The sequence below is a fragment of the Type-F symbiont of Plautia stali genome (assembly GCF_059731105.1).
The window spans coordinates 901,227-925,674 of record NZ_AP035909.1 but is presented as its reverse complement, the minus strand read 5'-3'; the positions used below and the strand labels follow the sequence as shown (position 1 = coordinate 925,674).

The 24,448-nt window shown below is 59.6% G+C and carries 23 protein-coding genes; 6 read left to right on the top strand and 17 right to left on the bottom strand.

All coding sequences use genetic code 11. From position 1 onward, the window contains the following. Positions 1-182 precede the first annotated feature (182 nt). The gene (locus AC6I7A_RS04205) at positions 183-1,187 is read right to left on the bottom strand and encodes a phosphotransferase enzyme family protein (protein WP_009091791.1); all 1,005 of its coding nucleotides are present in this window, start codon (positions 1,185-1,187) and stop codon (positions 183-185) included. 250 nt (positions 1,188-1,437) lie between these two features. On the opposite strand from AC6I7A_RS04205, the gene eat reads away from it, so the two are divergent. Further along, positions 1,438-2,802, top strand: coding sequence for an ethanolamine permease (gene eat / locus AC6I7A_RS04200; RefSeq protein WP_058956377.1), 1,365 nt, complete (start codon positions 1,438-1,440; stop codon positions 2,800-2,802). A 111-nt stretch (positions 2,803-2,913) separates the two neighbouring features. Here eat and mak read toward each other — a convergent pair whose 3' ends face one another. Beyond that, positions 2,914-3,825, bottom strand: coding sequence for a fructokinase (gene mak / locus AC6I7A_RS04195; RefSeq protein WP_058956378.1), 912 nt, complete (start codon positions 3,823-3,825; stop codon positions 2,914-2,916). 146 nt (positions 3,826-3,971) lie between these two features. Between mak and rdgC the strand changes: the two genes are divergently transcribed. After that, positions 3,972-4,883, top strand: coding sequence for a recombination-associated protein RdgC (rdgC, locus tag AC6I7A_RS04190; RefSeq protein ID WP_009091797.1), 912 nt, complete (start codon positions 3,972-3,974; stop codon positions 4,881-4,883). 71 nt (positions 4,884-4,954) lie between these two features. Here rdgC and ppnP read toward each other — a convergent pair whose 3' ends face one another. The 7 genes from ppnP to aroL all read right to left on the bottom strand — a co-directional run bounded on the left by ppnP (position 4,955) and on the right by aroL (position 10,717). Beyond that, positions 4,955-5,245 (bottom strand): pyrimidine/purine nucleoside phosphorylase, encoded by a 291-nt coding sequence (ppnP, locus tag AC6I7A_RS04185; protein ID WP_009091800.1) that lies wholly within the window; start codon positions 5,243-5,245, stop codon positions 4,955-4,957. Positions 5,246-5,339: 94 nt separating this feature from the next. Continuing rightward, positions 5,340-6,017: an AroM family protein gene (locus tag AC6I7A_RS04180; protein WP_498004449.1), complete on the bottom strand. Its 678-nt coding sequence runs from the start codon at positions 6,015-6,017 to the stop codon at positions 5,340-5,342. Between the two features lies 1 nt (position 6,018). Beyond that, the gene (locus AC6I7A_RS04175) at positions 6,019-6,951 is read right to left on the bottom strand and encodes a DUF1177 domain-containing protein (protein WP_009091804.1); all 933 of its coding nucleotides are present in this window, start codon (positions 6,949-6,951) and stop codon (positions 6,019-6,021) included. Between the two features lie 11 nt (positions 6,952-6,962). After that, the gene (locus tag AC6I7A_RS04170; RefSeq protein ID WP_058956379.1) at positions 6,963-8,522 is read right to left on the bottom strand and encodes an OPT/YSL family transporter; all 1,560 of its coding nucleotides are present in this window, start codon (positions 8,520-8,522) and stop codon (positions 6,963-6,965) included. 271 nt (positions 8,523-8,793) lie between these two features. Next, positions 8,794-9,546, bottom strand: a complete 753-nt coding sequence (locus tag AC6I7A_RS04165; protein WP_058956380.1) for an IclR family transcriptional regulator — start codon at positions 9,544-9,546, stop codon at positions 8,794-8,796. Between the two features lie 343 nt (positions 9,547-9,889). Then, complete coding sequence (locus AC6I7A_RS04160) at positions 9,890-10,081, bottom strand: YaiA family protein (protein WP_009091809.1); 192 nt, start codon at positions 10,079-10,081, stop codon at positions 9,890-9,892. A gap of 111 nt (positions 10,082-10,192) precedes the next feature. Continuing rightward, positions 10,193-10,717: a shikimate kinase AroL gene (aroL, locus tag AC6I7A_RS04155; protein WP_046101332.1), complete on the bottom strand. Its 525-nt coding sequence runs from the start codon at positions 10,715-10,717 to the stop codon at positions 10,193-10,195. Positions 10,718-11,032: 315 nt separating this feature from the next. Here aroL and AC6I7A_RS04150 point away from each other — a divergent pair, with 315 nt between their 5' ends. Further along, positions 11,033-11,743, top strand: coding sequence for a DUF2076 domain-containing protein (locus AC6I7A_RS04150; RefSeq protein ID WP_009091814.1), 711 nt, complete (start codon positions 11,033-11,035; stop codon positions 11,741-11,743). Positions 11,744-11,745: 2 nt separating this feature from the next. Here AC6I7A_RS04150 and AC6I7A_RS04145 read toward each other — a convergent pair whose 3' ends face one another. Then, positions 11,746-12,195 (bottom strand): YaiI/YqxD family protein, encoded by a 450-nt coding sequence (locus tag AC6I7A_RS04145; protein WP_009091816.1) that lies wholly within the window; start codon positions 12,193-12,195, stop codon positions 11,746-11,748. 165 nt (positions 12,196-12,360) lie between these two features. Here AC6I7A_RS04145 and proC point away from each other — a divergent pair, with 165 nt between their 5' ends. Beyond that, on the top strand, positions 12,361-13,173 hold the full coding sequence (gene proC / locus AC6I7A_RS04140) for a pyrroline-5-carboxylate reductase (RefSeq protein ID WP_046101330.1): 813 nt from the start codon (positions 12,361-12,363) through the stop codon (positions 13,171-13,173). A gap of 47 nt (positions 13,174-13,220) precedes the next feature. On the opposite strand, the gene AC6I7A_RS04135 is transcribed toward proC, so the two are convergent. The 3 genes from AC6I7A_RS04135 to AC6I7A_RS04125 form a co-directional block, all read right to left on the bottom strand. Further along, complete coding sequence (locus tag AC6I7A_RS04135) at positions 13,221-14,747, bottom strand: FAD-dependent oxidoreductase (RefSeq protein ID WP_058956381.1); 1,527 nt, start codon at positions 14,745-14,747, stop codon at positions 13,221-13,223. 200 nt (positions 14,748-14,947) lie between these two features. Further along, entirely contained in the window at positions 14,948-15,250 is a 303-nt protein-coding gene (locus AC6I7A_RS04130; protein ID WP_058956416.1) for a PsiF family protein, read from the bottom strand. 120 nt (positions 15,251-15,370) lie between these two features. Further along, positions 15,371-15,517 (bottom strand): hypothetical protein, encoded by a 147-nt coding sequence (locus tag AC6I7A_RS04125; RefSeq protein ID WP_195910792.1) that lies wholly within the window; start codon positions 15,515-15,517, stop codon positions 15,371-15,373. A 254-nt stretch (positions 15,518-15,771) separates the two neighbouring features. On the opposite strand from AC6I7A_RS04125, the gene AC6I7A_RS04120 reads away from it, so the two are divergent. Beyond that, positions 15,772-18,909 (top strand): beta-galactosidase, encoded by a 3,138-nt coding sequence (locus AC6I7A_RS04120; protein WP_058956382.1) that lies wholly within the window; start codon positions 15,772-15,774, stop codon positions 18,907-18,909. Here the strand turns inward: AC6I7A_RS04120 and AC6I7A_RS04115 are convergent. Further along, positions 18,791-20,065 carry a multidrug efflux MFS transporter gene (locus AC6I7A_RS04115; protein WP_072215455.1) on the bottom strand — a complete coding sequence of 425 codons (1,275 nt, stop codon included), beginning with the start codon at positions 20,063-20,065 and terminating at the stop codon, positions 18,791-18,793. The two genes, AC6I7A_RS04120 and AC6I7A_RS04115, sit on opposite strands and share 119 nt — an antisense overlap. A 387-nt stretch (positions 20,066-20,452) precedes the next feature. On the opposite strand from AC6I7A_RS04115, the gene AC6I7A_RS04110 reads away from it, so the two are divergent. Next, positions 20,453-20,704, top strand: coding sequence for a biofilm development regulator YmgB/AriR family protein (locus AC6I7A_RS04110; protein WP_009091829.1), 252 nt, complete (start codon positions 20,453-20,455; stop codon positions 20,702-20,704). Between the two features lie 9 nt (positions 20,705-20,713). On the opposite strand, the gene AC6I7A_RS04105 is transcribed toward AC6I7A_RS04110, so the two are convergent. The 3 genes from AC6I7A_RS04105 to AC6I7A_RS04095 form a co-directional block, all read right to left on the bottom strand. Further along, a complete protein-coding gene (locus AC6I7A_RS04105) occupies positions 20,714-21,034 on the bottom strand; it encodes a hypothetical protein (protein WP_046101327.1) in 321 nt (106 codons plus the stop codon). A gap of 152 nt (positions 21,035-21,186) precedes the next feature. Further along, on the bottom strand, positions 21,187-21,483 hold the full coding sequence (locus AC6I7A_RS04100; protein WP_058956384.1) for an I78 family peptidase inhibitor: 297 nt from the start codon (positions 21,481-21,483) through the stop codon (positions 21,187-21,189). 274 nt (positions 21,484-21,757) lie between these two features. Next, a complete protein-coding gene (locus AC6I7A_RS04095; protein WP_009091833.1) occupies positions 21,758-24,361 on the bottom strand; it encodes a bifunctional diguanylate cyclase/phosphodiesterase in 2,604 nt (867 codons plus the stop codon). Positions 24,362-24,448: the final 87 nt, after the last annotated feature.

Genomic DNA, 24,448 nt, shown 5'->3' with positions numbered 1-24,448 from the left:
GTCGCCTCTGTGAGTAGAAAGGTGGATCACCCCTGTTACTGACAGCAATTTCCATACCAGTTTCCCGAAGCCAGCCGCAGGCGGCACGGGCGCAACCGCATCCCGCCTCCCGGCCGCCTCTTCCGCTGCGCCACCCGGCTATCGGGCACTGTGGCGGCGCAGCGACGCCCGTCGCTGGTGCATCAGACCCCCACCGGCAGTCGCTCCCCCTCCAGATAACGGCGGCAGAGACGCACTGAATGGCTCGCCCACTCGGGTCCCAGACTGCGCGCCATTTCCGTTTCGGCATGCGAACCGACCCACGCGGTGAGCTGAATACGACGCTGAACCAGCAGCGCAGGCAGCATAGCCATCTCCGCATCGCTGATGTGCGCCACCTGCTCATAACCGCGGATCCAGTGATCGATCCACTCCGGGGCGCGCGGATGGTGCTCAACAAAACTGATCGCCGCCGCCAGATCGTGCAGATACCAGCCCAGCCCGCAGTCATCAAAGTCGATCACCCGCGTTTCCCCTTTGTGCAGCAGCAGGTTGGTCAGGCGAAGATCGGCGTGGATCAGGCCGTAACGATCCGATCCCTTCCCGAACTGCGCCATCGCCGCGCCCACCTGCGCAATCGCCTGTTCGACCACGCCGTGATCGGCAGGGTTGAGGTTTGGCGCATCCTGCCAGCGTCCCCAGTGACTCTCCGCGCTGGTCATGGTGTGGTGGTCCCAGATAATGCGCTGAAAGCCCGCTGGCTTTTGCCACTGCTTACTCTGCTGGTGCAGCCGGGCGGTGATCTGCCCCAGCTGCTGAAAGGCGCGGGGATCGACGTCGGTGGTCGGCATCTCGCCCTCGATCCAGTGAAACAGCACCACATAACGCTCGCTGCCATCCGGCAGCCGCAGCGTCAGCACCTGTTCACCCTCTTTATCCGGTACCGCTTCCGGCACCATGATGCCGGTTTCACGCAGCGCATCGAGCCACTGCAGTTCACTGACGATATCTGCTTTCTGATGGTAATCGCCACGATGCAGCCGCAGCGCATAACGCTGCCCGGCCGCCCTGAGCAGAAACGTGGCGTTCTCCGATCGGCACAGCAGGCTGAGCTGACCCTGCAGCGGATCGGGATAACAGGCCAGCGCCTGCTGCGCCATCAGGGTGAGTTGGGAATCAGTCAGGTTGTCATATTGTTTCGCGCTCATCAGTCCGGCTCCTGGTCACTTGCGTCATTTCAGCATGCGTGGCCAGCGTGTGTGCTGCTTGACTTCAGAGGAGACAAAGTTGACCGCAGCGTGCAACTGGCCCGGTTGTTGCGTGTGAGTTGACTCTGGAGAACAGAAGTCACTGCGCTGGCGTCAAGTCGTGGCGCGCAAGGCAGCGGCATCATCCTTCTACTGTAGCGTAATGGCGGTGTAACGCCGCATAAGACCAACAACGACGGGGATGGCAGTTATGACAAACAGACTCAAGCCCACGCTGGGCACCCTGCATCTGTGGGGGATTGCGGTTGGCCTGGTGATCTCAGGCGAATATTTTGGCTGGAGTTATGGCTGGGCGGTGGCGGGCACGCTGGGATTCCTGGTCACCACCGCGCTGATCGCCACGCTCTACACCTGTTTTATCTTCAGCTTCACCGAACTGACCACTGCGATCCCCCATGCGGGCGGGCCGTTTGCCTACAGTCGCCGCGCCTTTGGCGAAACCGGCGGGCTGATTGCCGGTCTGGCGACGCTGATTGAGTTTGTCTTTGCGCCACCGGCGATTGCCATGGCGATTGGGGCCTATCTCAACGTGCAGTATCCCGACCTCAACCCGAAAACCGCCGCCGTCGGCGCCTACCTGCTGTTTATGACGCTGAATATCCTCGGCGTAAAACTGGCCGCGATGTTCGAACTGGTGGTGACGGTGCTGGCGGTGATCGAACTGCTGGTGTTTATGGGCGTGGTCTCTCCCGGTTTCAGTCTGGCGAACTTCGCCGCACACGGCTGGGCCGGGAGCGACAGCTTCGGACTGCCCGCCTTCTCCGGCATTTTCGCCGCGATCCCTTTTGCCATCTGGTTTTTCCTCGCGATTGAAGGCGCGGCAATGGCGGCAGAAGAGGCAAAAGATCCCACCCGGACCATTCCCCGCGCCTACATCAGCGGCATTCTGACGCTGGTGGTGCTGGCGATTGGCGTGATGCTGATGGCGGGCGGTGCGGGCGACTGGCGCAAACTGGCTGACATTAACGATCCGCTGCCGCAGGCGATGAAAATGATCGTCGGGGAGCATTCAAACTGGATGCACATGCTGGTCTGGATCGGCCTGTTTGGCCTGATTGCCAGCTTTCACGGCATTATTCTCGGCTACTCACGGCAGTTCTTTGCGCTGGCCCGCGCGGGTTATCTGCCTCCTGCCCTGGCAAAACTGTCGCGTTTTCAGACCCCGCATCGCGCCATCCTTACCGGCGGCGTGCTGGGCATTGCGGCCATCTACAGCGATGGCGTGATCAATCTGCAGGGGATGACACTGACGGCGGCGATGATCACCATGGCGGTGTTTGGTGCCATCGTGATGTACATCATGAGCATGCTCAGCCTCTTCCGGCTGCGCCGTAGCGCGCCGGAGATGGCACGCAGTTTCCGTGCGCCGGGCTATCCGATTGTGCCGGGCATCGCCCTGCTGCTGTCGGTCATCTGCCTGCTGGCCATGCTGTGGTTCAACCCGGTGATTGGCGCGCTGTTTGTCGCCATTATGGTGGTGGGCTATCTCTATTTCCTCGCGACCAAAGCGCAGCGCGGACGCGCCCCGCAGGACAGTATGCTGGTGGGCGAGTAAACCGGCATAACAACGCTGACGGATCAACGGCTCAGCGCCTGGTACTTCAGGGGCTGAGCCGCCACGGTCCGGCAAGCGCATGACAGAGCCAGCTCTCACCGGCATGCCGCATCAGCTCTGCAGCGGCCAGAGCCACGCCGCACCGCGCACGCCGCTGGAGTCGCCATGCTGCGCTTTCAGCACCGGCGTTTCACACTCGCCGCCAAACACCCACTTCTTCATCAGCAGCGGCACGGTCTGATAGAGGCGATCCACGTTGCTCATCCCGCCGCCCAGCACGATCACATCGGGATCGATCAGATTCACCACCTGCGCCAGCGATTTTGCCAGCCGCAGCTCATAACGGCTCATCGCCAGTTCGGCGATCGGATCCTGCTGCGCCAGCAGCGAGACGATCTCCGCCCCTTTGCGATGCACGCCGCTCAGCCGCTGATAGTCGATACCAAAGCCGGTGCCAGAGACAAACGTCTCAATGCAGCCCTGCTGGCCACAGTAGCAGGGCACTTCCTGGCGGTAGCGCAGCTCATCCTCATCCATCCAGGGCAGTGGATTGTGCCCCCACTCACCGGCATTGCCGTTGCCGCCAATGCGTGATTCACCGTTGATCGCCACGCCCGCTCCCGAGCCGGTGCCGATGATCACCGCAAACACCAGCGCCTGTCCGGCCCCGGCGCCGTCGATCGCTTCCGACACCGCCAGACAGTTGGCGTCGTTGGCGATACGCACTTCGCGGTTCAGCGCCTGTGCCAGATCTTTATCCAGCGGCTGGCCGTTGAGCCAGGTGGAGTTAGCATTCTTCACCCGCCTGCTGTAAGGCGACAGTGAGCCAGGAATACCGATCCCGACCGTGCCGCTCTGGCCGGTTTTCTCTTCGGCCAGCATCACCAGATCGACAATCGCCTGTACCGTCGCCTGATAGTCATCACGAGGGGTATTTACCCGGTGGCGGAACAGCGCCTGCCCTTCATCCGACAATGCAATCACTTCTGTCTTGGTGCCACCCAGATCGATACCTATGCGCACGGTTTATTCCTCATTATTCGTTCAGATGAGAGATACAGTAGAAGCCGCCAGCCGGAAAGGCAATGAAACCACTCCGATGTTTCGCTATCATGCGCGCTGACTCTAGCAGACTTGTGCGCCCGATCGCGCCACGGTAAGGAATCCCGATGTTGTGGTTTAAAAATATGATGGTTTATCGTCTGAATCGTGACATTCCGCTGTCCGCAGATGAGATGGAAAAACAGCTCGACGCCTTCACGTTTTCGCCGTGTGGCAGTCAGGATTTAAGCAAAACCGGCTGGGTCTCGCCGATGGGCAACCGCAGTGATGCGCTGACCCACGAGAACAACGGCCAGATCGTGATTTGCGCCCGTAAAGAAGAGAAAATTCTGCCCGCACCAGTGGTGAAACAGGCGCTGGAAGCCAAAATCGACAAGCTGGAATCTGAGCAGAGCCGCAAGCTGAAGAAGACTGAAAAAGATTCGCTGAAGGATGAAGTGCTGCACAGCCTGCTGCCGCGCGCCTTCAGCCGTTTCAGCCAGACTTACCTCTGGATCGACACGGTTAACAATCTGATTATGGTGGACTGTGCCAGCGCTAAGAAAGCGGAAGATACGCTGGCGCTGCTGCGTAAAAGTCTGGGTTCTCTGCCGGTGGTGCCCCTGACGCTGGAAAGCCCGATTGAGCTGACGCTGACCGAATGGGTGCGCTCAGGCGATCTGCCGGCCGGTTTTGCACTGATGGATGAAGCGGAGCTGAAAGCGCTGCTGGAAGATGGCGGCGTCATCCGTTGTAAAAAGCAGGATCTGGTGTGCGATGAGATCGCGAACCACATTGAAGCGGGCAAGCTGGTGACCAAACTGGCGCTAGACTGGCAGGAGCGTATTCAGTTTGTGCTGGCCGATGATGGTTCAGTGAAACGTCTGAAGTTCAGCGACACGCTGCGCGACCAGAACGACGATATTGACCGCGAAGATTTTGCCCAGCGTTTTGATGCTGACTTTATTCTGATGACCAGCGAACTGGCCGCGCTGACCAGCAACCTGGTGGAAGCGCTCGGCGGCGAAGCCCAGCGTTAATCATCGGCAGGCAGCCCCATGCTGACAGGGCTTATCTGACCATGAAAAAAGGGCCGCTAAGCGGCCCTTTTTTAATCTTTCAGGTAACGGCAGAGATAGGAGCTCGGCTCGCCCACCTGCAGATGAAATTCGCTGTGACCCGGCACGTTAAACACCGAACCCGCTTCAAACCATTTCCACTCCGTCTCACCCGGCAGTAACACCTTCAGCGAGCCGCTGACCACGGTCATCTCTTCCGGCTGACCGGTACCGAATGTGTATTCACCTTCAGCCATCACGCCCACGCTGGCACGGCCGGTGCTCGCACTGTCAAAACCGATAGATTTAACTTTTCCGTCAAAATACTCACTTACGTTGAGCATAATAGTCTCCAGAGCACATGTTGTGTGTCTGGCAGTGTAGAAGGGAACCCGCTGATCTGTCACGCGAAATCACAGGCGTTTGTGATCGCCTTCGTCAGGGAAGCAGCGCGGCCGCCAGCCGGGCCACCAGCTCATTAGAGAGGAGAACCGGCACGCCCAGCTGCTGCTGTAACGCAGCCCGATGCTGCTGGTGATACCCCATACAGTCCATCACCACCAGCGCCGCCCCCTGCGCTTGCAGCGTGTGCGCTGCACTGATGAAGGTCGCCTGATCGCCCTCATAGGGGCTGGCAACCGCATAACAGGGGGGAACGGGCAGATGCTGCCACTTACCCGCCTGCTCGACAATCTGCTCCGTAACCGGCACCACGATCCCGATCTGCTGCTGCTGCACCATGGCGCCGATCAGCGGCGGGATAATACGGTCCGGCTCCAGCAGAAGCGCCTGTCGGGTGCGAAGCTGGCTGAATTCACCGGTGCAGAGCAGCAGGATGGTCTGATAGCCCGCCCGTTCCAGCGCACTGATTTTGCGCTGCAATCCCTGCTCGACCTTCGACGCCGCCAGCCGCACCTGTTCGCCGTTTTGCAGCCGTGACACCAGCACCGCATCGCCTGCCTCCGGCGCAAACTGCGCCTGGATCTCGGTGCGGCTCAGCCCATCCAGCAGTCCGGCGTGATCGGTCTGCGCATCCGGCAGATGCTGACGCAGCAGCGGCAGTATGTCGCTGCGCGGCGACTGACCGATGGTCAGCGTCACCAGGGAGGCCGTCATCTTAGTGGTTCCGGTGACGCAGATGCGCCAGGCTGCCATAGAGCGCGATCAGCCGCGCATATTCGTCGGCGTCGTAGAAGTGACAGGTTTCACGACCAAACTCCTTGGCGACCTCAATGGCAAACTTCGCTGCGGCCGCGATGTCCACTTCATGACTGGCCCCGGTTCCGCAGCCCGGCACCACCGACTCTGCCGTGATCGCCACGCCCACAACCGGGACATCGGTGGCGGTGGAAGGCTGCAGAATACTGTTGAGATGATAAATCCCGTTACCGTACGGCGTAATATCCTGAGTCGTGATCGGGAAGGTCACCGCCGGACGACCGCTGGTCATCTCCATGATGCGCAGCAGATCCTCCGACACCCGCAGGATGTAGCCCTCTTTTACCGTCGGCGACAGGGCAAAACCTTTGTGGTTGATGATGCGATTGCCTTTGGTGGTGTCGATCGACAGAATCGCATCCACCCCCGCCACCACCTCATTGTCATTCATCGTGACATCATCAATCGGTGAATCCATGAAATCGACCGGCAGATGCGGCCGCGTGGGCGCATCGGGACAGATATGGGTGGTGATGATCACATCCCCCGTCAGCCTGTCGCCTTTACCCTGCATCTGCGCCAGCTTCAGCGCACAGGCGATCGCCGCGACGGCGCCATCGGCATCGGAGACCATCCCGATCCGGCCAGGGCGGGCACCGATGCCGCCAAGCCGGCCAATAATGCCCAGCGTTGGCGCACGGCCTCCCGCGGCTTTGCCCTGCACGCCCGGGATATCGATGCGCACAAAGTCGGTCCGGCCTTTGGGACCGGTCACCCGGTTGAAACGGGCCGTGATCTCCGGCCAGGGCGCAAACAGATCCACCACCTGCTGCCCGTCGATATGGGCGCTGTCCAGTAATTCAAAAACCGTCAGGGTCTGCTGCAAACTCATCGTCAATCCTTTTATTTCTTGCTGCTGCTGGCAAACAGCGAATGGAAGAAGCTGTAGAGGGCATCACCGGCAATAAACCCTGCCGCCATGACTTCCATCGGCGACCGGCCCCGCTCGCCCCAGACACGAATAATGACGATGCGCAGGGCAATCCCGACCATCACAGCCCAGCCCGCCATCGCGTTGTTGATTAACAGACCGGTGGCCAGCAGCACGCCCAGCTGCCGTTTCGGTCCGCCGATCAGCTGAATCATCGCGCCAGGAATCGCCCACAACAGCAGGTTTCCGGCGATACCCGGCTCCGCGCCCGCCTGAATGGTTTTGGCATAGACCCGCGCGACCGGCGGCAGCAGGTTATCGGTAAAGAACAGAGTGTGGGCGTACCAGACCAGCGGAATCGACACCACAAAGGCGATCATGGCGGCGATCAGCTGAATGCGCCGTCCCCACAGCTCCTGTTGCAGGTCGGCACCGTTGCCGCGCAGGATAAAGCCCGCCTTCAGGTCATAGCCCATATCGGCGAACGCCGGCCCGGTGGCGGCGGTAAAGCCGCACAGCAGACAGAGTGCCAGCGGCGGAAAGCCGAGCAGAATGCCGATAATCAGCGTAATCAGCGCCACGGCAAAGGCCGGGAACCAGCCGGAGTGCATCGCGGCAATCCCGACAATCAGTTCATGGGCAAAGGCCGCAAAGGCGGCGTAGAGGACAAACAGCAGCAGCATCGCGATGCCCATCTCACTCCACAGGCCGCCCGCCAGCGCCAGCAGCGCCGAAATCACGATGTAGCCCACGCTGCCGAAGCCCAGCGCCCGCTGCACCTCATTGCCGTTGCGGCTTACCCCCTGCGCATCATTTTTGCGACTGCGGATCACCATCATGACCTGAATCAGCGCCACCAGGCCGGCACCGACCATCACGCCATGCGGAATGTAGAGTGCATTGATATCAATACCGGCCACCGGCTGCGCGTAGGCCCGCAGCAGAAAACCGATGCCGAGCATCGACAGCGCCCAGATATTGCCGATAAACGCGGTGCCAAAGGCGGACATCGGGATCTTCAGCATCGCGCCGACAACGCCACCGACAATACCCGCCACCAGCAGCCAGGCCTGGCGCCCCCCTTTATCCCCTGCTTTGATCGCTTCAGCCGCCGCCACGCCCGGAGGCCAGGCATTGCTGGCCGGAAAGACGCGGGTATCAAACAGACGATAGAGCAGCCAGGCATCAAGCAGCATTGCGGCACTGACGCCACAGAAGAGTGGCAGCACCAGCTGCGGCTCTCCCAGCGCCCAGGGCACCGCAATCGGCATCAGCAGGCTGTTGGCTGCCCCGAAGGTGGCTGACGAGATAGCAGTCTGCGCCAGATTCTGGATTTCAATCGAACGATAGCGGCGGAAAGCCTGCAGCGGAATACGCGCCAGCAGCATGGCAAACAGCGCACCAATAATCGACGTGTTAGGCGTTACGCCAAGGGTGGTGATCAGCTGGATACCAATAATGGCACCCGCGATAGAAAGCAAAATTAAAACCAGTGCCACGCCAGCGTGCCTGATCGGATTTACCCGTTCCATATGTCCCCGCCAGTCCTTGTCCAGAAGAAATAGAAGAATGTCTGCCCGTCTGCTGACGGGTTGACGCCGCTTGTCTTTTTTACGGTTCTGATGCGCGCAGGCGCTGCCCTCCTGCCAGGAACGTCACCCGTGCACAAACACGCGAGAGGGACGCACACAGGCAGCCAGTCTGCTGCGTAAAGCATGGCGATCAGATTGAAAGAAAAAGGCCCGAAGGCCCTGGTTTTCCCTGGTGTGGCGAAAGTATTACGCCGATAAAATCGTGGTGACGTTACGCGCCAAACTTTTCGGCCATCTCTGTGGCCGTTGCGCGTAATGCGTCAAGGAGCGCTGGCGGGTATCCCGGTTCCGACTCCTGCGACAGAAACGACAGGCAGAGCGCGACCGTTTCGCCATGATGTTTGTTGTGCACGATGACTGACAGTGAACTGATGCCAGGCAGAGACTCATTCCGGGCCAGTGACCAGCCCTGCTGCCGGATTTCCGCCAGACTGGCAAGAAGCGCCTCCGGGCTTTGCGGCGAGTTTGCCGGGCCAGCCTGCCAGTAGTCACGAAAGCGCGCCAGCACCTCGTCATCGCTTAACTGCGCCAGCAGTACCCTGCCGGTTGAGGTGGCGTCAGCCGGCATCCGGCTGCCGGGTGGGGTGACCATCTGGGTAAAGTGACGGCCATGAAACATGCGCATCACTAATATTTCCCGGCCATCCAGCTTTGACACGTAGCCCATGCAGCCCGTTTTTGCGGCCAGCCTGACCATCGCGGCTGAGACGCTGTCCACCAGCGGTGCAGACAGATAGTGCCCGGCGGCGGCTAACAATACGCGGCCAATATGATAACCGCGCGTGTCGGCATCGCGCTCCAGCAGCCCCTGACTTTCCATCGTGGCGAGCAGACGCGATACCGTGCTTTTGGGCAGGCCCAGCGCCTCAACCACCTCACTGAAGGAGAGACCGACATGCCCCTGCGTCACGCCCTTGTGCTGAAATAACCGGAGTACGGCGGCGGCATTTTCGAGTGTGGTCATGTCACGGGTTCCACTATATGGAACAAAGTTCCTCTGCAGTTGCGACGAAAATAAAACGTGACGCTGAATCGGTCAAGCGACAATTTTGTCGCCGACAGGATCGGCAGCAGAGAAAATACGGCGATAAAATTGATTAGCGGGGCTTTATAGGGCGACGCCGGGAGTGCGCAGAACAGACGCCCGGACAGAAAGCCTGTCGCAGTAAATCTGCGTAAATTTTGCGTGTTAATTGACCGGATGCGGTCGGGGAAAGGGGAAACTTTATCGCGCAGGGGCAACAGAAGAGGATGTTGCCGGCTATCACAGGATGAAACAGGCTGGCGTCCCTGCCAGCAGCAACGAATTACTCTTTTTCGACGTCTTCGTAGCGCGCTTTGGCATCATGCGCTTCTTCTTCCGTTTCGTGCTCGCTGATTAAGGAATTTGGTTTAGGGTGGTCGGCACGTAACTCATAGGACGTGACTTTTTTACCCTCAGGACCCTTTTCTACAGGCACAACTTTCGCTTCACGTGGATACGGTGGTCTGGTCGGCATACTGTGTCCCTCTTATCTCAATAACATTCCACAGGACAGGCCGCTGCCTGTCATGAGGTAAGTATAGACAACACCCACTGAAGCGGGATCAAAGCGGGAAAAATCTGAGGGTTAGCTGGCGCGCGCCAGGGAGAGGGAGAGCAGGATCTCCTCGACCACACGCTCGGGGGACTGCATGGCATTCACCTGATGATGGGCGGCGGCCTGATAGAGATGCGCGCGTTCGCGCAGGACATCGCTCATCTCATCGGCAATCGGACGGCCGGTTAAGGTCGGACGCTGGGCCGCCTCTGGTTCGCTTTGCAGCCGCTCTGCCAGCACCTCCGGAGAGGCGCTGAGCCAGATCACCTGTCCCTGCTCCCGCATAAAGCGGCAGTTCTCCTCGGCCAGAATCATGCCACCGCCGGTGGCTATCACGGTGCGCGGCGCCGTCACGGCCCGCAGTGATTCCGTTTCACGGGCGCGGAACCCCTCCCACCCTTCTGCCGCCACAATCTCGGCCACGCTGCGCTGCGTGCTGAGTTGCAGATGGTGATCGGTGTCGGTGAAGGCGTAGCCCAGCGCCTGCGACAACGCCACGCCGACTGTGGTTTTGCCGCAACCGCGAGCGCCAATCAAAAAGATGGGTAGTGACATCAGGGCCGTTCCTCCGCCTGACCGCGCGATGCGGCTGCATGGTTAGCTGATTAATGCGACGCATCATAACTGGAAATTATTATGGCCTCCACCTGTCAGGCAGGTTTTACGCACTTTACTGCCCTGAATGGCGATAAGTCTTATCTTTTCAAGGGGAAATGCATGCATGATTTGTGCATCAGGGTCTCCGCTGCCCGGCAGAAATGGCGAAAAAGCGGGGCAAAACGGGTCTGGCAATATTTGCTTACCGCCACAGATTTACTTTTCTCTCAGCCGCCCACATATACTGATCACCATCGCCACAGGAGAGTCATCATGCAACGCGAAGAACAACAACTGATCGAAGGGCTGTTCACCCGCCTGAAACAGGCCGAAAGCCAGACCGCGGCACGTGATGCCGCTGCCGAACAACTGATTAACCAGCACCTGCAGGCGCAGCCTGGCGCACCTTACTACATGGCGCAGGCGATCCTGATTCAGGAAGCGGCGCTGAAAAAACTCAATGAGCGGGTATCGGCGCTGGAAAGTCAGCTGGCACAGCAGCAGCAACAGCAGCCCGCGCAGAGCAGTGGCGGATTCCTGTCAGGACTGTTTGGCGGCGGTTCACGTCAGCAGCAGCCTGCTCAGCAACAGCAGCAACCGTCACCCTGGAACAGTGCGCCTCAGCAACCGGCTCAGCCGCAATATGCGCCAGCCCCTGCGTCACGCGGCACCGGCTTCCTCGGCGGCGCACTGCAGACAGCGGTGGGTGTCGCCGGTGGTGTGGTGATGGCCGATATGCTGACCAGCATGTTCCACCACTCACAGCCGGAAGAGATTGTGAACATCATCAATGAGCCACCGCTGCCGGAGGTGAACGATAATCTCAACACCTTTAACGGCGGCGATGACAACCTCAACACCTTCAACGAGGGTAATGACAACGCCTTCCTGGATCAGAACAGCGGCTGGGATAACAATTTTGCCGACAACGGCGACCTTAACGATTTTGGCGGCGACGACTACGACGACGACAGCTTCGTTTAACGTCAGCGTTTCTGCTGTCTGAGCCAGCTATCCAGTTCATTTGCAAACTGCTGGCGGTCACGCGGACTCATTGCCGCGGGGCCGCCGGTCTGCACACCGCTTGACCGCAGGGTATCCATAAAGTCGCGCATCGTCAGCCGTTCCCGTATCGTCGCCGGTGAGTAACGCTCGCCACGCGGATTCAGCGCCGCCGCCCCCTTCTCAATCACCTCGGCCGCCAGCGGAATATCGGCGGTAATCACCAGGTCCCCTGGCTCAACACGTTTAACAATTTCATTGTCCGCGACATCAAACCCGGCAGGCACCTGCAGGGTGCGCAGATAGGGCGAAGGCGGCACACGCAGAAACTGGTTTGCCACAAAGGTGACCGTGGTGGCGGTGCGATCGGCCGCGCGGTACAGCACCTCTTTGATCACATTCGGACAGGCATCGGCATCGACCCAGATAGACATCATCACTCCTTACAGTCAGAGAAGTCTGCGATCTTGCCGGGTTCCCTTTAAATGGCAAATTTAATTTGCGGCACGCTTTCCAGGCTGCACGTGGCTGACTTGTTATTCGGGCTGACTGAAGTAAGCTAGCCGGAAGAAAACGCATAATGTCCTAAGGAGATGGCGATGCTGGCTAAGAAAATCGGGTTTATCGGCGGGGGAAATATGGCGAAAGCCATTATCGGCGGACTGGTCAACAGTGGCAAAATCGCCCCGTCTGATATTTTCGTTTATGACCGCAAAGCAGACACCAACCAGGCGCTGGCAGAGCAGTATGGCATCAACGCCGCAGAGAGTGCTGACGCGCTGGCGCGCGAGGTGGACATTCTGTTTGGCGCGGTCAAACCCAATGTCATCCTGAAAGTGTTAAAAGAGCTGGCAGGCAGCCTGAAGAAAGAGGCGCTGGTGGTGTCGATTGCGGCGGGTGTGACGCTTGATTCACTCTCTTCGGTGCTGGGTTATGACCGCAAAATTGTCCGGGCGATGCCTAATACCCCCTCGCTGGTGAGTGAAGGCATGACCTCGGTCACGCCTAATGCGCTGGTGGAGTCCGCAGAAACCGACGAAGTGGTCGCGATTTTTGAGAGCTTCGGCAAGGCGGCGGTAGTGGATGAGTATCTGATTCACTCGGTCGTGGGCGTCAGCGGGTCCGCCCCGGCCTACGTGTTCATGTTTATCGAGGCGATGGCGGATGCGGCCGTCTCTGGCGGCATGCCGCGCGCGCAGGCCTATCAGTTTGCCGCGCAGACGGTGAAAGGGGCGGCGCAGATGGTGCTGACTACCGGCAAACATCCGGCGGAGCTCAAAGATATGGTCTGCTCTCCGGGCGGCACCACCATTGAAGCGGTGAAGGTGCTGGAAGAGAAAGGGATGCGTTCGGCGGTGATTGAAGCGATGCAGCAGTGCATGGCGAAGTCAGAGAAACTGAGCCGCAGCTAGCAAGCCACGATGAGCAGGGCGGCCCGTCGGTCCGCCCTGCGTTCGGCCTACTCCATCGCTGCCTTGCAGTACGCCACGGCGTCGGCAAAGGTCATGGGTTGCTGCATCCGCTCCACCAGCTCAGCGGTCAGCGTATACATCCCGCACGAGCAGATCGCCGCCAGTTCACCCTGCTGTCCATAACACGCGATAAACTTTTTCTCCTCCAGCGAGCCGAGCAGCTGGAAATTATCCCACTCTCTGGCGTGGCCCAGATACTCATAACGGGTGCCATACTGGGTCGTCCAGAAAAAGGGCACACGTTCAAAGGCGACGTGCTGGTCCAGCATATTTCTGGCGACGGTCTGTCCCTGCTGATGCGCAACACGATAGTGCTCGATGCGCAGCGGCCCCTGCGCCGACGGATACGTCGCGATGTCACCCGCGACCCAGATGTTCTCAGCGACCTTCAGCTCTGCATCGGCCTGCAGGCTGCCATCTTCTGCCAGCGGCAGATCGTGGATAAAGTCGGTGGCCGGTTTCACGCCGGTGGCAAACAGGACGACGGTAGCGGGCAACTGCCGCCCCCCTTTAAGCTGCACACTGCTCACCTGCTGATCGCCCTGCAGGGATTCAATTTCGCCCTGCTCCCATTTCACGCCATTTTTCTGATGCAGCTGATAGAAATAGCGGCCAATCTGATCGCCAAACTGTTTCGCAAAGGGCAGCGTCTGGCGGGCAATCACCGTCACGTCAATGTCACGGTTACGCAGCGCCGACGCCAGTTCGGTGCCGATAAAGCTGTTGCCGATAATCACAATTTTATGGCTGGCATCTACCGCCTGAAGCAGCTGGTCGGTCTGGGCTTTGCTGCGCAGCAGATGCACCCCCTCCAGATCGCTGCCGGGTATATCGGGACGTACAGGTGCCGCGCCGCTGGCGATCAGGAGTTTGTCGAAGGCGAGGCTTTCACCATCCTCAAAGATCAGCCGTTGCTGCTGAGCGTCAAGGCGGCTCACACTGGCCTGAATGCGCTCGACGTGATCCATCACATCCGCTTTCAGCAGCTGCGGTACCTCGCTGATATCCATCTTGCCTGATGGCACAAATTTGGTCAGTGCAGTGCGGTCGTAGGGTGCGTCCGCTTCCCGCTCCACCAGCACCAGACGCCCTTTATAGCCCTCATGCCGTAACCGCCACAGCGCAGCACTTCCCGCCGCGCCGCCACCCAGCACCACGAAAACCGGTGCGTCTGCACCGCTGCCAATAGGCGCGGCGGGCGACATCGCCTCAGGATTGACCAGCACACGCCCCTCTTCAATCCGCAGCGGATACTGTTTGAGATCGGCCAGCGCCAGCGGTTCACACATTTTGCCGTCGGCCAGATTAAATGCGGCTTTGTGCCACGGGCAGACCAGCCGGTCGCCACAGATCGCGCCCTGCTCCAGCGGCGCGCCAGCATGCGGGCATTTCGCCTGGTAAGCACGAACGCTCTCCCCCTCGCGGATCAGTAACACTTCCACCTCACCCAGCGTTTTTTTAACCGGCTGACGCTGCGGCAGGTCTTTCAGATCGACGGTAAATTGATAGTTCACAACGTGGCTCCTTTGACTGTTCCGGTTGGGCGCCGCGCCGTCAGATCCTGCGCAGCGCAAATCCCCACAAACAGTAAGTGTGGCAAAGGAAATTAAAAGCCTGACGCGGAATGTTTGTCAGAAGCGTAACGGGCTGTTACAGCAGGGAATTTAAACGCAGGCCGGAAGGGAAACGGCCACCTGCGTGGCCGGGAGAAACATCAGCTTTTTTTCAGGCACTGGCTCATAAAGGTTTTACGTGCATCACCCGCCAGCTTTTTATCGCCAGCTTCGCCATTGCAGCTTTTCATTTTCATCTGCTGCGGAGACATCTGTGACAGCTTGCTCTCTTTTTTCAGGCATTCACTCATAAAGGATTTGCGCGCATCTCCCTTGAGATCCTGTGATTTGGCATGCTGGTTACAGATCGTCATTCTCTCCTGCTGCGGGGTCTTCTCCGCCGCATTTGCCAGCCCGCTGACCAGCAGGCCCGCCATCATCATTGCCAAAAAACCGACTTTCATCGTGTTATCTCCCATGTGGATGTGTTCTTTCTTATTCTGGCAGCGAATAAACAAAGCGGGAAATGTTTCCGGTCAGCGTGATGGAAAGATCCCATTCCAGAGTGGGACTGTACTGCACGTTTAGCGCGGCTCAACAAATCCATGGCCTGGCCCGCCACCCGGCCCGCCCCAGCCCCCTCCACCGCCGCCGCCAGGAGGCGGGAAAAGACATCCGCTCAGGACAAAACCTAATGCCACAACAGCCGCCAGCTTAACGATTCGTTTCATATCAACCTCAGGGTGAAAAAATCGGGCTGAGTGTATGAAGCCATCAGCGGGGCTGACAAGTGAGATTTCTCTGCATCCTGCCGCTATTCATCTTTGCTGACCAGACTTAACATTTTACAGTCAGTAAGCTGCTCTGTTCTCAACATCCCGACCGGTTTGCAGACGAAACTATTTGTGCAAAACGGGAGGGCGAACGCTTTACAGCCTGGCATTTTTTGCGCATTGTGAGCGCATCACATTTACAGGATACCGACATGACTCTCTCTCAGGCTGCTCTCAGTGACATCCTCTCCCGGCGCGACTGGGAAAACCCGGTAGTGACCTCGCTGCATCGCCTGGATGCCCACCCACCCTTTGCCAGCTGGCGCGATGAAGCAGCTGCGCGTGATGACGCCCCGTCCGCCTCACTGCGCAGTCTCAACGGTGAGTGGGGATTCAGTTACTTTGCGCAGCCTGAAGCGATACCCGCCAGCTGGTTACTGCAGGATCTGCCGGATGCCGGTACGCTTCCGGTGCCGGCCAACTGGCAGATGCACGGCTATGACGCGCCCATTTATACCAACGTGCAGTATCCGATCCCGGTCGATCCGCCGCGGGTACCGGCAGCAAATCCGACCGGATGTTACTCGCTCACATTCAGCATTGAAGCCGCCTGGCTGGAGACGGGACAGACGCGCATTATTTTTGACGGCGTTAACTCCGCCTTTCACCTCTGGTGCAACGGTCACTGGATTGGCTACTCCCAGGACAGTCGGCTGCCCGCCGAATTTGACCTGAGCGAGGTGCTGCGTCCCGGTAAAAACCGGCTGGCCGTGATGGTGCTGCGCTGGAGCGATGGCAGCTATCTGGAAGATCAGGACATGTGGCGCATGAGCGGTATTTTTCGCGACGTCACCCTGTTGCATAAACCCCGGGTTCATCTGGCTGACGTTCAGCTGGAAACCCGGCTCAGCCCGGAATTTTGCCGTGCGGATCTGCGCGCGCAGGTGCGTGTCGCGTTGCCTGCAGCCGTTACCTCGCGCTATCAGCTGCGTCTGACGCTGTGGCAGGGCGAGCAGCAGATTGCACAGTGTCAGCAGCCGCTGGGCAGCGCCATCATCGATGAACGCGGCCACTATCCCGAACGCGCTCTGCTCAGCCTGCCGGTGGAGCGGCCTGACCTGTGGAGCGCGGAGACGCCTCACCTCTACCGCGCCACGCTGGCCCTGCTGGATGAGCAGCAGCAGTTAATCGAGGTGGAAGCCTGGGATGTCGGTTTCCGCCAGGTCACTATCGACAATGGCCTGCTGTGCCTGAACGGCAAACCGCTGCTGATCCGCGGCACTAACCGTCACGAGCACCACCCTGAACGGGGTCAGGTGGTGGATGAGGCGATGATGCGCCGCGACATCATGCTGATGAAGCAGCACAATTTTAATGCGGTGCGCTGCTCGCACTACCCCAATCATCCGCTCTGGTACCGTCTGTGCGACCGGTACGGGCTTTACGTGGTGGATGAGGCCAACATTGAGACCCACGGCATGCAGCCCATGAACCGGCTCTCTGACGATCCGCGCTGGTTTGCCGCCTACAGCGAGCGGGTCACGCGCATGGTGCAGCGTGACCGTAACCACTGCTGCATTATTATCTGGTCGCTGGGCAACGAATCCGGCCATGGCGCAACGCACGACGCGCTTTACCGCTGGGTGAAAAGCAGCGATCCGACCCGTCCGGTTCAGTATGAAGGCGGCGGTGCGGATACCGCCGCGACCGATATCATCTGCCCGATGTACGCCAGGGTGGATCAGGATCAGCCCTTCCCGGCGGTCCCGAAATGGTCACTGAAAAAGTGGATTGGACTGCCGGGCGAAACGCGCCCGCTGATCCTCTGTGAATATGCTCATGCGATGGGCAACAGCTTTGGCGGCTTTGCGAAATACTGGCAGGCTTTCCGTCAGTTTCCGCGCCTGCAGGGCGGCTTCGTCTGGGACTGGGTGGATCAGAGCCTGACCCGCTATGACGATCAGGGAGAGCCCTGGCAGGCCTATGGCGGCGACTTTGGCGATACACCCAACGATCGTCAGTTCTGTATGAACGGGCTGGTGTTTGCCGACCGTACACCTCATCCGGCGCTCTATGAGGCGCAGCGCGCCCAGCAGTTCTGGCACTTCACGGTCGATCCCGACGATCCGCTGAGCTTTACGGTCAGCAGCGACTATCTGTTCCGCCACAGTGATAACGAAGTGTTGCGCTGGCGCATAGAGCAGGCCGGCCAGGTCGTGGCGCAGGGTGATATCCCGCTTGATATCCCCGCGCAGGGCCAGCAGCGGATCACCCTGCCCTCCCCGCCTCCGTTGCAGGGCGAATGCTGGCTGAATGTTGCCGTGCATCAGGTGCAGCCGACCCGCTGGAGCGAAGCTGGCTGGCGTGTCGCCTGGGATCAGTGGGCGCTCCCCTCCGCGCTGGCACTGCCTTCCCTGCCGGAAACCGGTGAGGCACCGCAGCTGCACGATAACGGCCGTGAGATTGTCGTCACCCACCGGCAGCAGCGCTGGCAATTTTCCCGTCACAGCGGCGAACTGGAACAGTGGTGGGTGGATGACGAGCCGACGCTGCTGACGCCGCTTCAGGCGTGCTTTATCCGCGCGCCGCTGGATAATGACATCGGCACCAGCGAAGCGGAACGGATCGATCCCAACGCCTGGTCGGAGCGCTGGAAAGCGGCGGGCTATGACCAGATGCAAAGCCAGCGGATAGCGATTGCGGCCGAAACGCTGACCCAGGCGGTGCAGATTGAGACGCTGCACAGCTGGCACGCCGGGGGTCAGCTCGCCTTTATCAGCCGGATACGTTTTCTGATCAATGCACAGGGGGAGCTGACGCTGCAGCTTTCCGTTGAGCAGTCCCGCGGTTTGCCACCGCCCGCGCGCATCGGGCTACGCTGCGCGCTGGCGACGATCCCGCAGCAGGTGAACTGGCTCGGCCTCGGTCCGCACGAAAATTACCCTGACCGCCAGCTGGCCGCACAGTTTTCCCGCTGGCAGTTACCGCTGGATCAGCTCTTTACGCCCTATGTTTTCCCGGGTGAGAACGGACTGCGCGGCGGCACCCGTGAGCTTGATACCGGCAGCTGGCAGGTCAGCGGGGATTTCGCTTTCTCGCTGAGTCGCTTCAGCCTGGAGCAGCTGCGGGAGACGTCACACCGCCACCTTCTGCGCCCGGAAGCGGGCTGCTGGCTGCATCTGGATGCGTACCACATGGGCGTGGGCGGCGATGACTCCTGGAGTCCCAGCGTCAGTCCTGAGTTTCTGCTGACTCAGCAGCGCTGGCAGACGGAACTGACGATTTGCCAGCCGACGCGGGCAGCACGGTCTTCGGACGACGGTAAACGCGCTTCAGAAACAGCACATTAATCAGCACCACCACGGCGGTGGCAAAAAAGACCCAGCGGAAACCTGCCATCGCCGACACCGCCCCGCCCAGCAGCGGACCGGCAACGTTGCCGAGATACATAAACGACTGGTTGTAGCCGAAGATCCGCCCCGTAATGTTGTCGCGTGAATGGCGCACCAGCAGGGTCTGCACCGCAGGCATCATCGCACCATCGGCGAAACCCAGCAGAAAGCGCAGCACGCCCAGCTGCGTTGCGCTGGTCACAAAGGACATGGCGATAAACAGCAGCAGCGAGATAGCCATCGTCGCCAGCAGAATACGCTGTGTACCAATGCGATCGCCGAGTCGCCCCAGCCGGGGTGCGGCCAGCAGAGCGGACACGCCGGGCAGCGCGGCGATCACCCCGCTGAGAAACGCGATGTTCTCCGCATGGGGCGCCAGCTCCCGCACAAACAGCGTCAGGATGGGGTTAACCGACCCGTTACACATCTGAATCACCAGGGTGGTAAAGAACAGGCAGAGCACCAGTCTGGGGTTATCCAGCGAGCGGAACACCTCACGTCCGCTGAGCTTCTCCTTTTTACTCACCGGGGTGTAGCCGCTCTCTTTAATCAGGAAGAGTGTGACCAGAAAACTGACCAGCAGCAGAGCTGCGGTGACCATGAAGACCATGCGCAGCCCCACCCCGTCAGCCAGCAGCCCGCCCAGCATCGGTCCCAGAATCACCCCGCCAATCTGGCCGGTGGAGACACAGCTCAGCGCCCAGCCGCTGCGTTCACGCGGCACCTGAGCGGCCACCAGCGCCATGGCGTTGGGGATATAGCCGGAGGTCAGCCCCATCAGGGCGCGCAGCAGCAGCAACTGCCAGGCTTCGGTGACGAAAGCCTGCAGCAGGATCACGATCCCCATGCCAGCAGCGGCGCGCAGCAGCATCAGTTTCCGCCCTTTGCGATCGGCCAGGCTGCCCCACAGTGGCGCAACGGCCGCTGAAATTACAAAGGTGATGCTGAACGTCAGTCCCGACCAGAGGCTCAGTGAGGTGCCGCCGGTGACGCCCAGCTGCTCAAGGTAAAGTGGCAGGAACGGAATAATCTGGCTGATTGCCAGTCCGGTAAAAAAACAGCCAAACCAGACCGAGATCAGGTTTATCTTCCAGGGTTCAATGATGCGTGGCATGGGCAGAGGAAGTGAAGAGAAAGAGGGCTGAGTTTAACCCAGGCCCGCTGCGCGTGACCGCCAGAACATGGCAAAAACGGCAAGCATCTTGATTCTGCGCAATTTACGCCGCCGTACAGGTCGCGGATCTGTCGCCTGCCGATCTCCATCCCCCCTCAGCAGGATGGAAAAATATGTCATTGTGTTACTGACAACTGTTTGCTTCGCTTCTATGTTTAAAAAACCGCCAGCCACGGCGGTATAGCGATCGTTCCGATCGGTGTGACGCCCTCCGCAAACAACGGTGCAGACCGTCCGGCTATGCTGAGGCGAACCCGCGTATTGAGTCGATAAACGCCCCTGCACCCGGGTGTAAGGGAGAGGTCTGGGGTTTAGCGGAGGTGGGAAATGAGAGTGCAACCGAACAGCGCCAGCCGCGCTATCACCGACTATTTCAATGGCCCGAACTGGCGGACGCCGCCCGAGTCCGATCTGCTGGCGGTGATTATGCGCGAGATGATGGAAGCGGGTCAGCCCGCCACTAATAAAGCGATTATTGCGCGGGTGATTGAGAAACTGGAAGTCGAAGGGGACGAAACGCAGCTGCAACGTTATCGTACCCTGCTGGCTCAGTTAATCGACGCGCCACCCCGGGCCTGAAGCGGTGGCTTATTTCACCCAGCGCAGCTTATCCGCTTCGCTGATGCTGGCCCGCCCGCTGCTGCGCTGAAACAGGCAGAGCTCCCGTCCACGCTTATTGTTCATCTGACGCTGAGGATAGCGCCCCTCCAGCAACAGAGCGCTGTATCCTGTGCTGTCGTCATACTCAATCGGCTCGCCCAGCACCCTGACTTTGCTCAGGTGACTGGCGTTAATGCAGGCCTGGGTCATCACCTGACGGCTCTGTTGCCAGGCTTCGGCACTGGAGGCCTGCGCCGCTGCACTGCTGAGTAAGGCTACAGAGAGTAGCGCGCCTTTCATCCGTTTCATGTTCGCTCCTGTTACCGCCCGCAGGCGCTAAAAAAATTCCCGCCGGGGCGGGAATAAACAAGACGAGCATTGTCAATCGCGTGATGAGAAGCGCATCGAAATGCAGCACCATTCTCGCCCGCCGTTATGACAAGGCTGTGACACCCAGGCCGTCAGCCGCAATAAACAGAGCTGATGTTGCCGTTTTTATCCGCCAGGAAGTTAAGCCGGTTGAGGTTAAAGTCCATGGTGACGGCAGAGTTATAAGGGATAGGACGCACCAGCTGATCGAAATGCTGTCCCTGCAGTGCGGTTAACGGTTTGCCGACATAGTGCTGAAACTGTGAGGCACCACAGCGATCATTCTCAGGATCCGGCTTCACGCTGGCCGTGTCAGAGTGGGAGGCGGATTGACAGGCGGTTAAGGCAAACAGACCCGCTACCAGCAGCGCTTTTCCATAAAATTTCACGTTTGATCTCCTGTTGGACGTGTAAAACCCTGTCCCCAAGAGTAGCAAAGCGTGCCGGCCAGGCTGAACTCTAAAAAAGTAAAGTTGTTACAGCCGCCGAAAACTGTAAGCGGTGGCGATCACAATTTAGGATTAATCGCACGCACTGCTTAAAAAAGAAACGCCCGGTGGCTACAATTAACTAAGATTATTCTTAGCTCCGGGAGTCCATAATGGAACTGATTATTTTTGTTGTCTGCGCCATGCTGATGACCGTCGTGGCGGTCAAAGTCCGTTAAGCGGACCCAGCCTGATTCTGCGCCGTTCTTTCCAGAAGCGTACTGAACGCAGCCAGCGGCATCGGACGACCGAGGAAGTAGCCTTGCCCCTCTTCGCACGAGAGCTGTTTTAACTGGTTCAGCTGCGCTTCTGTCTCAATCCCCTCTGCCGTAATGGTCAGCGCAAACGCGCGTGCCAGCGCAATAATGCCCGCTACCACTGACTGTGCCTGCTCCGACTCCGGAAAATCTTTCATCCATGAGCGATCGATCTTGAGGCCGTTAAAGGGGTAGGTTTTCAGGTAACCCAGCGCGGCATAACCGGTGCCGAAATCATCCACGGTTAACCTGACCCCCAGCGCCCGTAAGCCCTGCATCATCTCCAGCGCACGCTGCGGATGTTCAAAGGTGACATTCTCTGTGATCTCCAGCTCCAGGCGCGTTGCCGGCAGGCCGCTTCGGGCCAGCGCATCCGCCACCCGCTGCACCAGGTCGCTGGTGCGAAACTCCATCGGCGAGATATTCACCGAGACGTAGCGGTCGCCTCCCCACCCCAGCGCATCTTCACAGGCGCGCATCAGCACCCAGTCACTGATGGTGGCAATCAGTCCGCTCTCTTCCGCCAGCGGAATAAAGTGATCGGGTGTCATCCACTGATCCGGCGCAACCTGCCAGCGAAGCAACGCCTCGGCTCCCGCCAGCTGGCCGCTCAGCAGCTGATAGCGGGGCTGATAGTGCAGGCGAAATTCATTGTTCCTCAGCGCTTTCTCAATGCGGCGTGCCATTTCACGCTTATCCTCGCGCTGGCTGGCCATCTCGCTGGCATACCAGACCCACTGATTGCGCCCTGCTTCACGCGCTTCGGTGAGCGCGATATCGGCCATACGCAGCAGCGTTTCCGGGTGACTGGCATCCTGCGGGACGCAGGCAATGCCCATGCTGACCGTCAGATAGTGGACATGCTGGCCGGTGCTGATCGGCTGCTGAACCTCATGCACCAGCTGAGCACAGCGCTGATCGACCCGCTCGCGGTTCGTTTCACGCAGGACCAGCACAAACTCATCCCCGCCCAGTCGTGCCACCAGCTCCTGAGGCCCCGTGGCGCGCTTCAGACGCTGCGCGATCTGGCTCAGCACCTCATCGCCCGTCGCATGGCCCCAGGTTTCGTTGATCGGCCTGAACTGATCGAGGTCGAGCGTAATCAGCGTCAGCGGCACGATCCCTTCCGGCTGCTCAAGATGCTGGGTCAGAAACTCCTGCAGCTGCACGCGGTTCGACAGGCCGGTTAAGACGTCATGACGCGACAGGAACTGGATACGCGCCTCCGCTTCCATACTCTGCGTGATGTCTGAAACCGTGCCGCGGAATCCGATACGGCGCGTGTCATGCCAGATCGTTTTCGCCACCAGCTGGCCGATACGGCGGTTGCCCTGCGCCGACATAAACTGGCAGCGCAACGGCATCTGCTGCCCCTCCTCCTCCTGGCGCAGCAGCCAGGCGACCAGCGAATGGCTGGGATGGGTCAGCAGCTGATCGATGTGTCGCCCCAGCCAGTGTGACATGTCGTGGCCGGTGACATTTTCAAAGCGCGCGGACAGGTAGATCAGGCGGCCCTTCTCATCCGTCTCCCAGATCCAGTCTGACGCCGCCTCAGCGAGATCGCGAAACCGCGCTTCGCTGCTTGCCAGCTCCTGCTGGCTGATCGCCAGCATGGCGAAGCGCCGGTCTGAGAGGATCGCATTCGAAAGCGCATGGCGGCTGACGCGGCGGGTGATCAGACCAATGATAATCGCCATCAGCGTCAGCAGGGGCAGCAGAAACAGGATCAGGCCCATTCCCGGCATCTTCGGTGTCCAGCGCAGGACAATCGGTTCGCCGTGGGGCAACGGCTGCACCATGCGCGGCTCGCGCAGCGCATCCTCTTCACTGTCGGGCAGACGCAGCTCGCGCACATCCAGCGAGGCACCCAGCGCCTGAAGTTTGGCGGGGGTAAACAGATTCACAAACACCATCACGGATGGCGGCCCCGCCTTTGACGGCGTGTTATCCACTCTTCCGCTGCTGATAGGGGCGGCCACCACGATGGCGGGCAGATGATTGATCTCTGCATCCTGCGTCATGGCCCTGTTGTTCAGCTGACGCGCGGCCGCAATCAGGCCGGGCGTCTGCTGACCCAGCCACGCCTCCAGCGGCGTGTCCGTCAGCTGACCATCAATCACCGTGTAGGTGGTGTGACCTTTGCCATCCACCACGAACACGCCTTCATAGTGATACTCTTCATAAAGACCCGGACCAAAGTTCTCTTCGTCATACGCCCAGGCTTTGTTCACGCTGACGTGAAGATTACGCCACGCTTCTCCCCAGAAGGCATAATCCCGGATATCAGTGGCCATCGCCTCCTGACGACTCTTCCATGCCTGCTGCACCAGCAGCAGATCGTGCTCAGCCGATGTGCTGTTCTGCCGCTGGGCGATGGTCAGCACCATCACCATTGAGAGCAGCAGCACGCCAAACAGCAGCAGCGAAAGCGTACGCAGACTGCGGCGCGTAAAGCGCACAGTGCGGTCTTCAGCAGCCTGTCTGAATGGCGGTGAGGGCGGTGCCGGGGGGTTAAAATTCATTGAAAGTGCTCACTACACAACCAGGTTTTAGTCACGGGCCAGCCCCGTAATACGGGGGGCTGACCAGATAGTTTCCTCAGTTATCGG

What these genes read in the sequence shown, in the direction of transcription:
- AC6I7A_RS04205 (WP_009091791.1), bottom strand. Translation starts at nt 1,187, where the DNA reads ATGAGCGCGAAACAATATGACAACCTGACTGATTCCCAACTCACCCTG.
- eat (WP_058956377.1), top strand. Translation starts at nt 1,438, where the DNA reads ATGACAAACAGACTCAAGCCCACGCTGGGCACCCTGCATCTGTGGGGG.
- rdgC (WP_009091797.1), top strand. Translation starts at nt 3,972, where the DNA reads ATGTTGTGGTTTAAAAATATGATGGTTTATCGTCTGAATCGTGACATT.
- ppnP (WP_009091800.1), bottom strand. Translation starts at nt 5,245, where the DNA reads ATGCTCAACGTAAGTGAGTATTTTGACGGAAAAGTTAAATCTATCGGT.
- AC6I7A_RS04180 (WP_498004449.1), bottom strand. Translation starts at nt 6,017, where the DNA reads ATGACGGCCTCCCTGGTGACGCTGACCATCGGTCAGTCGCCGCGCAGC.
- AC6I7A_RS04175 (WP_009091804.1), bottom strand. Translation starts at nt 6,951, where the DNA reads ATGAGTTTGCAGCAGACCCTGACGGTTTTTGAATTACTGGACAGCGCC.
- AC6I7A_RS04170 (WP_058956379.1), bottom strand. Translation starts at nt 8,522, where the DNA reads ATGGAACGGGTAAATCCGATCAGGCACGCTGGCGTGGCACTGGTTTTA.
- AC6I7A_RS04165 (WP_058956380.1), bottom strand. Translation starts at nt 9,546, where the DNA reads ATGACCACACTCGAAAATGCCGCCGCCGTACTCCGGTTATTTCAGCAC.
- AC6I7A_RS04160 (WP_009091809.1), bottom strand. Translation starts at nt 10,081, where the DNA reads ATGCCGACCAGACCACCGTATCCACGTGAAGCGAAAGTTGTGCCTGTA.
- aroL (WP_046101332.1), bottom strand. Translation starts at nt 10,717, where the DNA reads ATGTCACTACCCATCTTTTTGATTGGCGCTCGCGGTTGCGGCAAAACC.
- AC6I7A_RS04150 (WP_009091814.1), top strand. Translation starts at nt 11,033, where the DNA reads ATGCAACGCGAAGAACAACAACTGATCGAAGGGCTGTTCACCCGCCTG.
- AC6I7A_RS04145 (WP_009091816.1), bottom strand. Translation starts at nt 12,195, where the DNA reads ATGTCTATCTGGGTCGATGCCGATGCCTGTCCGAATGTGATCAAAGAG.
- proC (WP_046101330.1), top strand. Translation starts at nt 12,361, where the DNA reads ATGCTGGCTAAGAAAATCGGGTTTATCGGCGGGGGAAATATGGCGAAA.
- AC6I7A_RS04130 (WP_058956416.1), bottom strand. Translation starts at nt 15,250, where the DNA reads ATGAAAGTCGGTTTTTTGGCAATGATGATGGCGGGCCTGCTGGTCAGC.
- AC6I7A_RS04125 (WP_195910792.1), bottom strand. Translation starts at nt 15,517, where the DNA reads ATGAAACGAATCGTTAAGCTGGCGGCTGTTGTGGCATTAGGTTTTGTC.
- AC6I7A_RS04120 (WP_058956382.1), top strand. Translation starts at nt 15,772, where the DNA reads ATGACTCTCTCTCAGGCTGCTCTCAGTGACATCCTCTCCCGGCGCGAC.
- AC6I7A_RS04115 (WP_072215455.1), bottom strand. Translation starts at nt 20,065, where the DNA reads ATGCCACGCATCATTGAACCCTGGAAGATAAACCTGATCTCGGTCTGG.
- AC6I7A_RS04110 (WP_009091829.1), top strand. Translation starts at nt 20,453, where the DNA reads ATGAGAGTGCAACCGAACAGCGCCAGCCGCGCTATCACCGACTATTTC.
- AC6I7A_RS04105 (WP_046101327.1), bottom strand. Translation starts at nt 21,034, where the DNA reads ATGAAACGGATGAAAGGCGCGCTACTCTCTGTAGCCTTACTCAGCAGT.
- AC6I7A_RS04095 (WP_009091833.1), bottom strand. Translation starts at nt 24,361, where the DNA reads ATGAATTTTAACCCCCCGGCACCGCCCTCACCGCCATTCAGACAGGCT.